The 15,287-nt window shown below is 42.0% G+C and carries 12 protein-coding genes; 10 read left to right on the top strand and 2 right to left on the bottom strand.

The genetic code is table 11. From position 1 onward, the window contains the following. Positions 1-98: 98 nt before the first annotated feature. Positions 99-1,061: an asparaginase gene (locus O3640_RS00880; RefSeq protein ID WP_371586463.1), complete on the bottom strand. Its 963-nt coding sequence runs from the start codon at positions 1,059-1,061 to the stop codon at positions 99-101. Positions 1,062-1,124: 63 nt separating this feature from the next. On the opposite strand from O3640_RS00880, the gene O3640_RS00875 reads away from it, so the two are divergent. After that, on the top strand, positions 1,125-2,516 hold the full coding sequence (locus tag O3640_RS00875; RefSeq protein ID WP_061596130.1) for a Cof-type HAD-IIB family hydrolase: 1,392 nt from the start codon (positions 1,125-1,127) through the stop codon (positions 2,514-2,516). A 36-nt stretch (positions 2,517-2,552) separates the two neighbouring features. Here O3640_RS00875 and O3640_RS00870 read toward each other — a convergent pair whose 3' ends face one another. After that, a complete protein-coding gene (locus O3640_RS00870; RefSeq protein WP_011999938.1) occupies positions 2,553-3,005 on the bottom strand; it encodes a universal stress protein in 453 nt (150 codons plus the stop codon). A gap of 390 nt (positions 3,006-3,395) precedes the next feature. On the opposite strand from O3640_RS00870, the gene O3640_RS00865 reads away from it, so the two are divergent. The 9 genes from O3640_RS00865 to O3640_RS00825 all read left to right on the top strand — a co-directional run bounded on the left by O3640_RS00865 (position 3,396) and on the right by O3640_RS00825 (position 15,208). Beyond that, positions 3,396-4,610, top strand: coding sequence for a pyridoxal phosphate-dependent aminotransferase (locus O3640_RS00865; RefSeq protein WP_008808439.1), 1,215 nt, complete (start codon positions 3,396-3,398; stop codon positions 4,608-4,610). Between the two features lie 376 nt (positions 4,611-4,986). Next, a complete protein-coding gene (locus O3640_RS00860) occupies positions 4,987-7,647 on the top strand; it encodes an SEC10/PgrA surface exclusion domain-containing protein (protein ID WP_061596129.1) in 2,661 nt (886 codons plus the stop codon). 286 nt (positions 7,648-7,933) lie between these two features. Beyond that, complete coding sequence (gene codY, locus O3640_RS00855; protein WP_008808441.1) at positions 7,934-8,722, top strand: GTP-sensing pleiotropic transcriptional regulator CodY; 789 nt, start codon at positions 7,934-7,936, stop codon at positions 8,720-8,722. After that, positions 8,722-9,279, top strand: coding sequence for a cysteine hydrolase family protein (locus tag O3640_RS00850; RefSeq protein ID WP_048778225.1), 558 nt, complete (start codon positions 8,722-8,724; stop codon positions 9,277-9,279). The genes codY and O3640_RS00850 overlap by 1 nt, the downstream gene beginning before the upstream one ends. Positions 9,280-9,680: 401 nt before the next feature. Beyond that, positions 9,681-11,417 (top strand): aspartate--tRNA ligase, encoded by a 1,737-nt coding sequence (gene aspS / locus O3640_RS00845; RefSeq protein WP_061596128.1) that lies wholly within the window; start codon positions 9,681-9,683, stop codon positions 11,415-11,417. A 203-nt stretch (positions 11,418-11,620) separates the two neighbouring features. Further along, entirely contained in the window at positions 11,621-11,923 is a 303-nt protein-coding gene (gatC, locus tag O3640_RS00840; RefSeq protein ID WP_005591696.1) for an Asp-tRNA(Asn)/Glu-tRNA(Gln) amidotransferase subunit GatC, read from the top strand. Beyond that, positions 11,923-13,389, top strand: coding sequence for an Asp-tRNA(Asn)/Glu-tRNA(Gln) amidotransferase subunit GatA (gene gatA / locus O3640_RS00835; RefSeq protein WP_061596127.1), 1,467 nt, complete (start codon positions 11,923-11,925; stop codon positions 13,387-13,389). Before gatC ends, gatA begins: the two co-directional genes overlap by 1 nt. Beyond that, the gene (gatB, locus tag O3640_RS00830; RefSeq protein ID WP_046165065.1) at positions 13,389-14,822 is read left to right on the top strand and encodes an Asp-tRNA(Asn)/Glu-tRNA(Gln) amidotransferase subunit GatB; all 1,434 of its coding nucleotides are present in this window, start codon (positions 13,389-13,391) and stop codon (positions 14,820-14,822) included. Before gatA ends, gatB begins: the two co-directional genes overlap by 1 nt. 92 nt (positions 14,823-14,914) lie before the next feature. Continuing rightward, positions 14,915-15,208 (top strand): hypothetical protein, encoded by a 294-nt coding sequence (locus O3640_RS00825; protein ID WP_045505682.1) that lies wholly within the window; start codon positions 14,915-14,917, stop codon positions 15,206-15,208. The last annotated feature ends 79 nt before the right edge of the window (positions 15,209-15,287 follow it).

The raw sequence follows: 15,287 nt of genomic DNA, 5'->3' as shown, positions 1-15,287 counted from the left end.
ACATTTTCATTTTCGAATTTTTAAGTTCAACAAAAAACGGGGCTGGGACAAAAGAATCCCAGCCTCGTTTAAACTTACTTATAATAGAAAAAGGCGATTTATCCCTCCATGTATTCTTTTAATTCCTGTCCTTTTAGTCCTGCATTAAGAGCAATGAGGAGTTTAAGACGGGCCTTAGGTGCATTTAGCTCTTTGACGAAATAGACGCCGGATTCGTGAAGCTGTACACCACCGCCAGGATAGGCATAGACAGGTTCAGCGATACCATTAAAGCATCGAGAAACCAAGGCAACAGGGATTCCTTGATTAATGAAAAAGGTTAATTTTTCAGCGACTTCCTGAGGGAGGTTACCTGCTCCAAAAGCTTCAATGATCAAACCATCCAGATGACTACAATCAAGTATATCTAGTAATTCAGTCTTCATGCCAGCGTAGGCAGGGATAATAGGGACAAAGCCGGTGATCTTGTCTAAGTCAAAACGAACACGTGGCTCAGCTGTTTTAAAATATAGAACCTCTTGTTTCATGATAAGTCCAAGGGGGCCGTGGGTTGGAGTTTGGAAGGTGCTGACATTTGTGGTATGAGTCTTGGTAACGTATTTAGCTGCGTGAACTTCATCATTCATAACGACTAAGACGCCTTTGCCGTGAGCTTTCTGGTCAGCAGCTACACGCAAGGCAGAAAGGTAATTATAGACCCCGTCGCTACCTAGCTCATTTGAACTACGCATGGCACCTGTGAGGACGACTGGGATGTCAGGAATTTCCATAGTGTCTAGGAAATATGCTGTTTCTTCAAGGGTATCGGTCCCGTGGGTAATGACGACTCCATCAAAATCCTTAGAAGAGGTTTTGATTTTTTTATAGAGTTGAAGCATATGTTCTGGTGTCATATGGGGGCTAGGGATGTTGAAAAAATCGAGAGCTGTAACTTGGATGCCTTCCAAGGGGACGGTAACATGATTCATAGGATTTTCGTCGTTTGTTACAACCTTGCCGGTTCCATCAGCCTGCATAGAAATGGTGCCACCAGTATGCAATACCAATATTTTTTTGTTCATAGATGAGCTTCTTTCCAAATTGTGTTATAATTTATTTTATCATAAAAGGAAAGAATAAGAAGTATGGAAGTAAAAGCTGTTTTTTTCGATATTGATGGTACTCTGGTCAATGACAGCCGAACTGTCCTCAAATCAACAGAGCAGGCTATTCAGAGTCTGAAAGAACAAGGTATTTTTGTCGGTTTGGCCACAGGAAGAGGTCCCTTTTTCGTCCAATCTTTCATGAAAGATTTGGATTTGGATTTTGCAGTTACCTATAATGGCCAGTATATATTTTCAAAGGAAAAGGTTATTTCTGCGACCCCTATTGATAAGTCTAGTCTTCGAGAAATCATTGATTATGCCAAAAAGCATAAAAAGGAAATTGCTCTTGGGACAGAAACAGATATGGTTGGCAGTCATATTATGCGCTTTGGCATGAGCAAATTCTCTCAGTGGAGCAGTCGCTTTGTGCCTAAAGGTTTTGCACGTTATATTAGTTATGGCTTTAACAGGGTTGTTAGTAAAGCTCTTCCACAACAGAAAGACGATCTGTTAGATATTTCGCGAGAGCCCATTTATCAAGTGGTGATGTTGGCTACACCTGAAGAAACTCAGGCTATGGAGGAATATTTCCCAGATTTGAAGTTTACTCGTTCTAGTCCCTATGCGGCAGACATCATCAATGGGGATACCTCAAAGTTGCAGGGTATTGCGCGTGTAGGAAAAGAATATGGCTTTGATATCAACCAAGTGATGGCTTTTGGCGATTCAGACAATGATCTTGAAATGTTGTCGGGAGTAGGCATGTCAATTGCAATGGGAAATGGAACTAGTAAGGTTAAAGAAGTTGCCAAGCATACAACGACCAGCAATAGTCAAGACGGGATTCATAAAGCCTTGGAGCATTTTGGTATTTTAGCAAGTGAGAAAGTCTTTACTAGTAGTGACCATCATTTTAATAAGGTTAAAGAATTTCATGGAGTCATGGATAAGAAGACTCAGGAAGAACCGATCGCATGGACGCCTGAAGGAGCTCGCCATCGGGCAGCCTTTAAACTTGAAGAATTAGTGGAATTTTTGCGTGCTTCAAGTAGTTCAGAAGAAGAGTTTGACGAGGCAGTTGCCCACTTGCACGATGCTCTAGACAAGGCAGCTACCAAGGTTAAGAGAAAGAATCCAGCAGAGATTTCTTTAGTTGGTCAAGTAGATGCCTTGATTGATACACTCTACTTTACTTATGGAAGTTTTGTTTTAATGGGGGTGGATCCAGAGCGACTTTTCACAATTGTCCATCAAGCCAATATGGGTAAAATTTTCCCTGACGGAAAAGCCCATTTTGATCCGGTAACTCATAAAATTTTAAAGCCGGATGATTGGGAAGAGAAATACGCGCCAGAACCCGCCATTAAAGAAGAATTAGGAAGACAGATAAAAGCCTACGAAAAAAATTGTGGCTCCAAAGAAAAAAACTGAGATTATCTCAGTTTTTTTATATCTAAAACAAAATGTCTATAAGGTTTTTTCGCTATCACGGACAACGAGCAAGTCAACTTTAGCATGACGCAGGATATACTCAGATGAAGAACCGACCAATAAGCGCTCAAAAGCATTGAGTCCTGTTGCTCCAACCATGATTAAGTCAACCTTTTGTTCATCTGGAATTTCTGTTGCTAGTAAAGTTTTAGGATTTCCAAGTTCAACTACAGTAACAACATCACCAACACCAGCCTCACGAGCTTTCTTTTCATAGCCAGCGACTAATTTCTTTGCATCTTCCTGCAGTTCTTCATATACTTCAGCATCAAATGTTGATACACTTTGAAGAGCGCGAGTATCAATAACATGAGCAATGGTTAAGCGAGATTTGTTTCTAAGCGCAACATTGACTCCTTTTTCAAATGCCAATTCTGCTTCACGGGAACCGTCAATTGCAACTAGAATATTTTCATATTTTTGTAACATAAGCCTACCTCCATAAAGATGCTAAGAAAGTTTCAGCAGTTTAGGAACCTGTTGAAAACGATGGTTAAGAAAAACCTGGCTTTCAACTTGAATTCTATTTCATAAAATATGAAGATTGTTTTAAGAGTTCCAATCCTTGCTGAAAATTCTCTTATATTTATATTGTAAACCTTTTCATGAAAGAAGTAAAGCAATTTTCGGTAAGAAGGGGAGAAATTCTCGTTAAAAAATGAAAAGAAATCAAGGCTCAAATAGCTTAATGAAGGGTGAAGAGCTCCCTTTACAGGAAGTTCCTAATCAATTTTTCTTTCATTATTTTTGTGATATTTTTTGGATTTTTGAGAAAAATTGAGTTATAATAAGACGATTGATTGAAACGAGGAGTTCAAAATGAAAGAATACAATAAATCTGTCAAACTAGAGCATGTAGCATATGATATTCGTGGCCCAGTCCTCGAAGAAGCTATGCGTATGCGAGCGAATGGTGAACGGATTTTGCGTTTAAATACTGGAAATCCAGCTGAGTTTGGCTTTACTGCTCCAGATGAAGTCATTCATGACTTGATTATCAATGCTCGTAGTAGTGAAGGCTATTCTGATTCTAAGGGATTGTTCTCAGCTCGGAAGGCTATTATGCAATATTGCCAGCTCAAAAATATTCCTAACGTTGGAATTGAAGACATTTACCTAGGAAATGGTGTCAGTGAGCTGATTGTAATGTCTATGCAGGGCTTGCTAGACAATGGAGATGAAGTTCTGGTTCCTATGCCGGATTATCCATTGTGGACAGCGGCAGTAAGCCTAGCTGGAGGAAATGCAGTTCATTATCTTTGTGATGAAGAAGCAGATTGGTATCCAGATATTGATGACATTAAATCAAAAATTACTTCAAACACCAAAGCTATCGTTGTGATTAATCCCAATAACCCAACAGGAGCCCTGTATCCGAAGGAAGTGTTAGAAGACATTGTTGAAGTTGCCCGTCAGAATGATTTGATTATCTTCGCAGACGAGATCTATGACCGTTTGGTTATGGATGGTGAGAAGCATACGGCTATTGCAAGTCTAGCACCCGATTTGTTCTGTGTCAGCATGAATGGTTTGTCAAAATCTCACCGCATTGCTGGCTTCCGGGTTGGCTGGATGGCGTTGTCAGGTCCTAAGAAGCATGTTCAAGGCTATATTGAAGGATTGAATATGTTATCCAATATGCGTCTCTGTTCCAATGTTCTTTCCCAACAGGTGGTTCAAACTTCATTGGGAGGGCATCAGTCTGTAGATGAGTTATTGTTGCCAGGCGGTCGTATCTACGAACAGCGTAACTTCATTTATAAAGCTATCAATGACATCCCGGGTCTTTCTGCAGTCAAGCCTAAGGCAGGTCTATACATTTTTCCTAAGATTGATCGCGAAATGTATGAGATCGATGATGATGAGCAGTTTGTTTTAAATTTCTTAAAACAAGAAAAAATTCTGCTAGTTCATGGCCGTGGCTTCAATTGGAAGGATCCTGATCATTTCCGAATTGTATATTTGCCACGTGTGGATGAATTGGCCCAAGTGCAAGAAAAAATGACTCGTTTCTTGCAACAATACCGGCGCTAATTAAGTTAATAAAAGTGAAAAGAAGAACGAAATGTTCTTCTTTTTTTGTTGTTTAAATGGAATAAGGCTAAATTACTGTATCAGATGGTTTCTAAATTAACTTTTTAAGTTAAATAGTTCTAATTTTAAAATTGTTAAAAAAATGAAATAAATGACATAAAAGCAGATCTAAAAAAATGGGAGTGGAAATTATGTTTGTTTTTATCAAGTTTTCGTATATTTTTTATGTAACATTTTAATGACAAAATTTTCGATTCTCTTGTTTGAAGTCCAAATGAACTGGGTACCTACTTTTCTGTCAAATCTAAAGATGGTAGAATAATTCCATCATTATTTTACTAATGATGAAAAGATTTAAACACAAAGGAGAGTTTTTATGTTTAAAAAAATGCTGAGTGCATTTTCTGTTGGTGCCCTTGCTTTGTCTTTGCTCTTTGCCAAAGAGGCCAAAGCAGATCAAGTGACAGGAGGCAAGCCGGCGCCAGAAGATACGATTGATCAAGGGACAAATACCCAAGCTGTTTCAGCAGTTAATAAGGCTGAAGTTGATGCTGCTAAAGACAGCTTAGATCAAAAGAATGAGCAGGTCAAAGAAGAGGAAGCAGCGGTCAAGGAAGCGGAAAAATCCGTAGAAACTGCCAAAGCGAATGCTGAGCTGGCAAAAGAGGCAGTTAAAACTGCTGAAGAAGGGACTCAAGCATCTTCTGCAACTAAAGAAGCGGCTAGAGAGGCTGTAGCTAATCAAACGGAAGCCGTGAAGGAAGCAGAAAAAGTAGCTCAAGCAAGTCAAACTGAACTGGATAAAAGTCAGAATCAGGCAAACTCTCAAGCTCAAAAAACTCAAGAGGCTAAAGAAGCTCTGAAAAAAGCAGACGAAAAGGTTAGTCAAGCTCAAGCTGATTTGGAACGAACTCAAAAGAGTCAAGAGGGATCGAGTGCAGAAGTTTCTGCAAATCTTGAACAAGCAAAAGCAGATGTAGCCAATAGTCAGGCTGCAGTCAATAAAGCACAGGAGGAAGTGAACAAGGCTGAGCAATCAGATAGTCAGCGTCAAGAAAAAATTGATCAGGCTGTTTCAAATAAAGCTCAGGCAGACTCTGATGCTGAAAAGGCTAAACAAACTTTGGATAAAGCAAGTTCTCAGGAAGCTGAAGCTCAAGCTAAGCTCAGTCAGGCACAGGCAAATTTGGAAGCAGCCCAGGCTACTGAAAATGACAGTCTGAAACCTTCTGTTTCTAACAACAAAAACAGGCTTTACATGACGCCGGAGTATATTGCCGCATTGAAACAGTTGGCTGATCCAAATACACCGCAATCTCAAATCAGTCAGATTGAAGCAACGTTGACAGCAGTTAACGATAGGGCCAAATCTTACAATAACTACATAGCAGATCCGAATGATAGCACTAAAATGTATGATACCAATAATATTCCTTATGAGGTTCGCAGAGAGTTATCGCAGTTTGCTTCAGAATTAATTAACCAATTGCGTGCTCAAATGGGAACGGGTGAAACCTTACTAACTCCATCATCTTTAGAGTTTGCTGACAAGGTTTCCCAAGCATACAGAAATGACAATTGGAACTGGGATTTGATGAATCGCTATCACCATGATACTTGGGGGATAAATCGGGTGGCTCGTGAATATGGATTGGTCACGACCACTTCTGAGCAAGAGCAACAAGGGCTTCAATACTACGAAAATGCCTATATCTGGCGAGCTAATACAGCTCAGATGAGCGTGGCAGATATGAAGCGAGACATCTACTTCTCTCTTGTTGAATTTATGTATAATGGCTATGAATGGGTCCATGCCAAATCAATTTCTGGTCTTAATACAGGAAGCCAGAAAAATTATCTAGGCGTTGATTTTTCGATGGAGAGCGATATCACGGTAGCCCATTTCACTATGGTTTCCGAAGATCAAGTTAAATATGCGACAAAAAATAACTTTGATGCTACACCTTTAACAGCCAGTGGAAATTCTACTTCTAGTGATCCGCAAGCTTTAGCCCAGGCTCAGGCAGCCTATGATCAAGCTAAAAGCGCTCATGATCAAGCGCAAGCAGAAAAAAGTACTGCTCAAACTGCTTATGACCAAACTATAACTGCGGTGCAAGTGGCGCAAAAACAATTAGATGAAGCCAAGCAAGCGCCTCTAGAACTTGCAACTGCCCAAGCCGCCCTAGCTACTGCTAAGCAGGAATTAGAAAAGAATCAAGAAAAATTATCTAAGGCTCAAGAGGCACTGAATCTTGCGAATTCGGATCAGGCAGATAAGGCAGCTGCCCTCTCAAAAGCTCAAGAGACCTTGTCGGCTGCTCAGGCCGCCCAAGCTGTAGCCAGAGATAGACTAGCTCAAGAAGAAAAAGCGTTGGCTCAGGCCAATCAGGCTTTGGATCAAGCTCGAACCAAGCGTGATGCCGCCCAAGTGGCAGTTGCTCAAGCTCAGACTGCTTTGGATCAAGCCCAAAAGAATTTAGCAAACCTGCAGGATGCTCAAACGAATCTGGAACAAGCTCAAGCCAATCTGGCAGCAGCTGAGAAGGATTTAGCTGATAAGACAAGCGATCTAGCAGCTAAACAGCAGACTCTATCAGAGCTGAAAGCTGCTCAGGCCCAAGCAGAGAAACTCTATAACCGTTTAGCTGCTCAAATCCAAGCTCAAGAGAAACAAAAACGCGATGATCACTATCGAAATATTTTGGATCAGACAGAGAAGCACTTGAATGGCTCTGTCCAGTCTAATCCAAGCGTGGAAATGCAGACGCAAGAACCTAGCCCAGATCCGCTAGTGAAAACGAAAGAGGAGCCGATTGTTAAAGGAGTTGCTACTCGCAAAGCGCCTGCTAACAGAGTGGCATCGACGTCATCAGACCCTGGTGAAAATCATTCTATGCAGACGTCTGTAGGCTCTTCAAAATTGCCAAATACTGGAAGCAGACTTTCGGTCTGGGCGATGATGAGCGGAATTCTCGCTTTGGTATCTGGTTTTGCATTGCTGGTCTGGAAGCATAAAAAAGAGAGTAAAAACTAGATTTTTTGAAAAAACTATAGATATAGCAAACAAGATAATAGGCCGGAAGTTAGGGTAAGTTAAAACCCTAGCTTCCTTTTATCTTTCAAAAAAAGAAGCGTTGAAATCCCAATAAATTTAAATCAGGACCTCGCGCTGTTTTCAAAAATATGTTGGTTTTGAAGGAACTAAAATCGTTCGCTGGATAAAATGTAAAGAATTATTATTCAATAGGCAATTTTCAGATAATTATTGAAATTTCTGTCAATTTATGATATAATCAATCGGACTAAATACGAGGTGGCTTATGGCACATTTATTAGAAAAAACAAGAAAAATTACATCTATTTTGAAGCGCTCTGAAGAGCAACTTCAAGAAGAGTTGCCATACAATGACATTACAAGACAGTTGGCAGAAATTATGGACTGTAATGCTTGTATTGTTAATAGCAAGGGACGTTTGTTGGGTTACTTTATGCGGTACAAAACAAATAATGACCGTGTAGAGGCCTTCTACCAAACTAAAATGTTCCCAGATGATTATATTCGTTCTGCTAATTTAATTTACGATACAGAGGCTAATTTGCCAGTCGAGCATGAATTATCCATCTTTCCGGTTGAGACACAGTCGGATTTTCCAGATGGTTTGACAACTATTGCACCAATTCATGTTTCAGGGATTCGTTTGGGTTCCTTGATTATTTGGCGAAATGACGAGAAATTTGATAATGATGATTTGGTCTTAGTAGAAATTTCAAGTACCGTTGTGGGCATTCAGTTATTGAATTTCCAAAGAGAAGAAGATGAAAAGAATATCCGTCGTCGTACAGCAGTGACAATGGCAGTAAACACTTTGTCTTATTCAGAATTACGGGCTGTTTCGGCCATCCTAGGAGAGCTAAATGGGAATGAAGGCCACTTGACAGCTTCTGTCATTGCTGACCGTATTGGAATTACGCGATCTGTTATTGTCAATGCCTTGCGTAAGCTAGAGAGTGCTGGGATCATTGAGAGCCGGTCTTTGGGAATGAAAGGGACCTATCTGAAAGTGCTGATTCCAGATGTTTTTGAGGAAATAAAAAAGAGGGACTACTGATGGCAAAAGCGCTAATTTCCATTGATTATACAGTTGATTTTGTAGCAGATGAGGGTAAATTAACTGCAGGAGCGCCTGCTCAGGCAATTTCTGAAGCCATTGCCCAAGTAACTGAGGCGGCCTTTGAGCGTGGAGATTATATCTTCTTTACTATTGATGCCCACGATGAGAACGATGCCTTTCATCCTGAAAGCAAGCTTTTTCCACCCCACAATATCAAGGGAACTAGTGGTCGAAACTTGTATGGGCCTTTGGCTGATTTCTATGAGAAACATAAAGGAGATTCACGGGTCTTTTGGATGGATAAGCGCCACTATTCGGCTTTTTCTGGGACGGATTTAGATATTCGTTTGCGGGAAAGAAAGGTAGATACGGTCATTTTGACAGGAGTCTTGACGGATATTTGCGTTATGCATACGGCAATTGATGCCTATAATTTAGGCTATCATATCCAAGTGGTGGAACCTGCTGTGGCTTCGATTTCAGAGGAAAATCACAAATTTGCCCTCAATCACTTGCAAAATGTACTCGGTTCGACTATAATAGAAACAATTTAAAAGTAAAAGAGAAGCAGAGTAGGTTTGCTAACTTGCACAGAGAGCGCTGGAAGCTGAGAGCAGCGCCAAGAAGGCAAAATCCGAAAAACATGTTTCATAATCTTTTGCGTGATAAAGCGCAAACGTTGCTCACGTTACGAGCTTAGAGGCTACCTTCTTAGGTGGCAAATAACAGTGGTACCACGGTTTTCGTCTGTTTTACAGAGGAAGCCGTGGTTTTTTCTATATCTCTAAGATTTCATTCAAAATAGAAAACAAAGTTCGATCCAAGGCTTTTTGATCAACCATTAGGGAAATTGATAATTGGATTTCAATAATAGCTTTGTGTACTACGGTATAGGCAATCCAGAATATAGAAAAAGAAGTTTTTACAAAATGAGAGTATAAAGAAAGAGGAAGAGATGAAAGAAATTTTTATCGGAAACTATGGTTTAGAGCAGGTCGGACAGACTATGACAGCACAAGGCTGGGTGGCCAACATCCGCAATCACGGTAAGCTGGCCTTTATTGAGTTGCGGGACCGTGAGGGCTTGCTTCAGGTTTTTGTTGGCGGTGAGATTGAAGACTTTGCTAAGCTAGAAGAAATCGGCAAGGAAGATCTTATTGCAGTGACTGGACAAGTGGTTCAGCGTGAAGATCGTTTTATCAATAAGTCCATTAAGTCTGGTCAGGTTGAGCTGAGAGCTGAAAAAATTGAAGTCATTGCTAGCAGCAAGGCCTTGCCTTTCGAGCTAGACCAACATGCCCATACAGGGGAGGACCTGCGTCAGAAATACCGCTACCTGGACTTGCGCCGTGAGAAGATGACACATAACCTTAAAGTTCGTCATCAGGTCACCTCAACTATTCGGGAATATTTGAATGGTTTGGACTTTTTGGAAGTGGAGACGCCTTATCTGACTAAGTCAACCCCTGAAGGTGCTAGAGACTTCTTGGTTCCTAGTCGGGTCTATAAAAATCAATTCTACGCGCTACCTCAGAGCCCACAGATGCTCAAACAGTTGCTTATGGGAGCTGGCCTTGAGCGCTATTATCAGATTGTTCGTTGCTTCCGTGACGAAGACCTGCGGGGGGACCGGCAACCAGAGTTTACTCAGGTGGATTTGGAGTTGAGCTTTGCCAGCGAGGAAGAAATCCGAGCTCTGGTTGAAGCTATGCTCAAGTCTGTTGTCAAGAAAACTCATGGTTTAGAGCTGACGGAAGCTTTTCCGACGATCAGCTATGAAGAAGCTATGAGTCGTTTCGGCTCTGATAAGCCAGATACACGCTTTGGTTTAGAGCTGAAGAATTTGACGGATTTATGCCAGTCCAATGAATCGCTTCTTATCAAGAAAGCCTTGGATAACCAAGAGGAAGTGATGGGAATCTGTGTGCCAGGTGCGGCTAGTGCTTTTAGCAAAAAGCAACTAAGTCACTACTATCAGGAAATGAAGGAATTTGGTTGTAGCCGTTTTGCCAGCCTCAAGGTTGAAAATGGCCAGTTGGTTGGTGATTTGGCTAGCACCTTTGAAGCTGAAAGTCAGGAGTTACTGACACGTTTTGAGGCAAAGGATGGAGATTTAATCCTGCTAGTCATGGCTAAGAAGCGTCGAGCTCAGGAAGCTTTGGGACATCTTCGCCTAGAAGTCGCAAAAGCTTTAGACTTGATTGATCCGAGTCTGCTTCATTTCCTCTGGGTTGTAGATTGGCCACTGCTGGAGTGGAATGAAGATCAAAATCGCTATCAAGCTATGCACCATCCTTTCACACAGGGAATCTTTGAAGAAGGCCAAGAGCCTGGTCAATTCCGTAGCCACGCCTATGACATCGTCTTGAATGGCTATGAAATTGGCGGAGGAAGTCTGCGGATTCATGACCGGAAGGCTCAGGAAGCTATGTTTGAGCTATTAGGCATGAGCCGAGAAGACTATGAGCGGGACTTTGGTTTCTTCTTGGAAGCCTTGGAATACGGATTCCCGCCACATGGTGGTTTAGCTCTAGGATTGGATCGTTTAGTTATGATCTTGGCTGGAGAGCAAAATATCCGCCAGGTCATCGCCTTTCCCAAAAATGGTACAGGCTTTGATCCTATGCTGGAAAGTCCGAGTCTGGTTGACTACAGACAGGTCAAAGAATTGCATTTGGAATTGAAGAAATAGAGCCAAATATGGTAAAATGAAATGATGCGAATTCCTGGAGGATAGCAGGAATAAGCCCAAGAAAGGAGTTAGTGGATGCTAAACAAATCGGTGTCCTCTAGCTTATCAAAACAAACGTGAGCTAAGCTCTGGAAATAAAGAACTCATCTCAAATTCTTATTTTCAGTCGCTAAAACTCACATATTCTACGAAAGGAATCAGAGATGAAGATTACTCAAGAAGAAGTAAGTCATGTAGCTAAGTTGTCAAAACTGGCTTTCTCACCAGAAGAAACAGCTGAGTTTGCAACGACTTTGTCTAAGATTGTCGACATGGTCGAATTGCTCAATGAAGTAGATACAGAAGGAGTGCCTTTTACTTCCAATGTAGCTGCCAATATCAACTACATGCGAGAAGATGTGGCTCAGCCAGGCTGGAATCGGGAAGAGCTTTTCCAAAATGTGCCTGAAAAAGAGCGGGGGTACATCAAAGTGCCTGCCATCCTAGATGACGGAGGAGATGCCTAATGACTTTTAATCACAAGACTATTGAAGAGTTGCATGATTTGCTGGTCAAGAAAGAAATTTCTGCGGTAGAGTTAACTCAGGCAACTTTGGCGGATATCAAAGAACGTGAAGGAGCTGTAGACAGCTTCATTACTGTCAGCGAAGAGGAGGCTTTGGCTCAGGCTGCGGCTCTAGATGCCAAGGGCATTGATGCTGACAATCTCATGAGCGGAATTCCGCTGGCGGTTAAGGACAATATCTCAACCAAGGGAATTTTGACAACAGCTGCATCAAAAATGCTCTACAACTACAAGCCAATTTTCGATGCGACCAGTGTAGAGAAGCTCTATGGTAAGGATATGATTATCGTTGGGAAGACAAACATGGACGAGTTTGCCATGGGTGGTTCTAGCGAAAACTCCTACTTTAAGACGACTAAGAATGCTTGGGACAGCAGCAAGGTTCCTGGTGGATCATCTGGTGGTTCAGCGACAGCTGTTGCCTCTGGTCAGGTCCGTCTATCACTGGGTTCTGATACTGGTGGTTCTATTCGCCAGCCTGCTTCCTTTAACGGTGTAGTCGGCCTCAAGCCAACTTACGGACGGGTTTCTCGTTTTGGTCTCATTGCTTTTGGTTCTTCTTTAGACCAGATTGGGCCTTTCTCTCAAACGGTTAAGGAAAATGCACAGCTTCTGAATGTTATTTCTGGTAATGATCCTAAGGATTCGACATCATCACAAGAGGCAGTGCCAGACTTTACCAGCAAGATTGGCCAAGACATCAAGGGAATGAAGATTGCCCTGCCTAAGGAATACATGGGTGAGGGAATTGACAGCAAGGTTAAGGAAACGATTTTAGCAGCTGCGAAGCACTTGGAAAGCTTGGGAGCTATCGTTGAAGAAGTTAGCTTGCCTCATAGCAAGTACGGTGTGGCTGTTTACTATATCATTGCTTCCTCTGAAGCCAGCTCTAACCTGCAACGTTTTGACGGTATTCGCTATGGCTACCGCGCGGAAGACATTGAAAATCTAGAAGATGTCTATGTCAAATCTCGCAGCGAAGGCTTTGGTGAAGAAGTGAAACGTCGGATTATGCTGGGTACTTTCAGTTTGTCATCTGGTTACTACGATGCCTACTTCAAGAAAGCTGGTCAGGTTCGGACCTTGATTATGCAGGATTTTGCCAAGGTTTTTGAAAAATATGATTTGATCTTAGGTCCAACTGCACCAACAGTAGCATATGACTTAGGCAGTCAAAACCAAGATCCAGTGGCTATGTATCTGGCTGACCTTTTGACCATTCCAGTCAATCTGGCTGGCCTACCTGGCATTTCAATCCCAGCTGGCTTTGCAGATGGTCTTCCTGTTGGCTTGCAGCTGATTGGTAACCACTTCGATGAAGCGACTATCTATCAAGCAGCCGCAGCATTTGAAGCGACGACTGACTATCACAAACAGCAGCCAGTTATCTTTGGAGGTGAAAAATAATGAACTTTGAAACAGTTATCGGACTGGAAGTCCATGTTGAATTGAAGACCAATTCAAAAATTTTCTCACCAGCTCCAGCTCACTTCGGTGAAGATCCTAATGCCAACACCAATATCATTGACTGGTCCTTCCCGGGTGTTTTACCTGTTATGAACAAGGGTGTCATTGACTATGGTATCAAGGCTGCTCTGGCTTTGAACATGGATATTCACCAGAAGATGCACTTTGACCGCAAGAATTACTTCTATCCGGACAATCCCAAAGCTTATCAAATTTCTCAGTTTGATGAGCCGATTGGCTACAATGGTTGGATTGAGATTGAGCTAGAAGATGGCACGACCAAGAAAATCCGTATCGAGCGGGCTCACTTGGAAGAAGATGCCGGAAAGAATACCCATGGTAGCGATGGCTACTCTTATGTGGACCTCAACCGCCAAGGGGTGCCACTGATTGAGATTGTATCGGAAGCGGATATGCGCAGTCCAGAAGAAGCTTATGCCTATCTGACTGCCCTCAAGGAAATCATCCAGTACACTGGGATCTCTGATGTCAAGATGGAAGAGGGGTCCATGCGGGTCGACGCCAATATTTCTATCCGTCCTTTCGGTCAGGAAGAATTTGGTACCAAGACTGAGCTGAAAAACCTTAACTCCTTCAACTTTGTTCGTAAGGGTCTAGCATTTGAGGAAAAACGCCAGGCTGAAATCCTACGCAGTGGCGGTCAAATCCGTCAGGAAACCCGTCGTTATGACGAAGCAACTGGCGAAACCCTACTCATGCGGGTCAAGGAAGGTTCAGCGGACTACCGTTACTTCCCAGAGCCTGATCTGCCTATCTTTGAGATTGAGGATGCTTGGATTGAGCAAGTGCGCAGCAGTCTGCCAGCCTTTCCAAAAGAACGCCGGGCTAAGTATGTGGGCGATTACGGCCTGTCTGACTACGATGCCAAGCAGTTGACAGCGACCAAGGCTGTGTCAGACTTCTTTGAAGCAGCTGTTGCAGCAGGCGGTGACGCCAAGGCTGTTTCTAACTGGCTCCAAGGAGATGTGGCTCAATACCTCAATGCCGAAGGCAAGACCATATCTGAAATTGAGCTGACTCCTGAAAACCTGACTGAGATGATTGCCCTGATCGCAGACGGAACGATTTCCTCTAAGATTGCTAAGAAGGTCTTTGTTCATCTGGCTAAAAATGGTGGCTCTGCTAAGGAATATGTGCAGAAAGCAGGCTTGATTCAAATCTCAGACCCTGCCCAGCTTCTGCCAATCATCCAAGAAGTATTTGCCAACAACGAAAAAGCTATCAATGACTATAAGGGTGGCAATAAGAATGCGGCTAAGTCCCTGATCGGTCAGCTCATGAAAGCAACCAAGGGCCAAGCCAACCCACAAGTAGCACAAAAACTGCTCAATGAAGAGTTGGAAAAACTATAGAAATAAGTAGAAAACCAGTCGTGAGGCTGGTTTTTTGCTTTTTCTTGAAATATCCGATATGATAGAATAGATAAAAATTAAAGGAGTTAGTTATGTCGGAAATTACAATTACGCGTGATACGGGTATGGTTGGTGTTGCTCAAAAAGTAGCGGTATATCTTAATGGTGAACTTGTACATAAACTTTCAAATAATGAAAGCAAAACTCTGTCATTTGAGGGAGACAGTATTGAGCTACAGGTTGGACAAAGTTTTATGAAGTCTCATAAAATTCAAGTAAAAAATGGCCAAAAGGTACTTGTTAAAGCTTCTGGAATTCGTGTTATGCTTGGAATTCTTGGGACTATCTTAGGCTTACCTTATTTACTTCTTGAAATAGAGGGTTAATATTCCCAAATTGCAGCAGGAGCGGAATTTAACAGTTTCTAAATCATAGAAAAATCAGTCAAAAGTGACTGATTTTTTG

Source organism: Streptococcus sp. 27098_8_75 (genome assembly GCF_041432475.1).
Lineage (GTDB): Bacteria > Bacillota > Bacilli > Lactobacillales > Streptococcaceae > Streptococcus > Streptococcus gordonii.
This window is presented reverse-complemented; position numbering and strand designations above follow the sequence as displayed.

Coding starts and splice junctions, on each gene's coding strand:
- O3640_RS00825 (WP_045505682.1), top strand. CDS start 14,915: ATGTCGGAAATTACAATTACGCGTGATACGGGTATGGTTGGTGTTGCT.
- gatA (WP_061596127.1), top strand. CDS start 11,923: ATGACTTTTAATCACAAGACTATTGAAGAGTTGCATGATTTGCTGGTC.
- gatC (WP_005591696.1), top strand. CDS start 11,621: ATGAAGATTACTCAAGAAGAAGTAAGTCATGTAGCTAAGTTGTCAAAA.
- O3640_RS00880 (WP_371586463.1), bottom strand. CDS start 1,061: ATGAACAAAAAAATATTGGTATTGCATACTGGTGGCACCATTTCTATG.
- O3640_RS00850 (WP_048778225.1), top strand. CDS start 8,722: ATGGCAAAAGCGCTAATTTCCATTGATTATACAGTTGATTTTGTAGCA.
- O3640_RS00875 (WP_061596130.1), top strand. CDS start 1,125: ATGGAAGTAAAAGCTGTTTTTTTCGATATTGATGGTACTCTGGTCAAT.
- codY (WP_008808441.1), top strand. CDS start 7,934: ATGGCACATTTATTAGAAAAAACAAGAAAAATTACATCTATTTTGAAG.
- O3640_RS00870 (WP_011999938.1), bottom strand. CDS start 3,005: ATGTTACAAAAATATGAAAATATTCTAGTTGCAATTGACGGTTCCCGT.
- gatB (WP_046165065.1), top strand. CDS start 13,389: ATGAACTTTGAAACAGTTATCGGACTGGAAGTCCATGTTGAATTGAAG.
- O3640_RS00865 (WP_008808439.1), top strand. CDS start 3,396: ATGAAAGAATACAATAAATCTGTCAAACTAGAGCATGTAGCATATGAT.
- aspS (WP_061596128.1), top strand. CDS start 9,681: ATGAAAGAAATTTTTATCGGAAACTATGGTTTAGAGCAGGTCGGACAG.
- O3640_RS00860 (WP_061596129.1), top strand. CDS start 4,987: ATGTTTAAAAAAATGCTGAGTGCATTTTCTGTTGGTGCCCTTGCTTTG.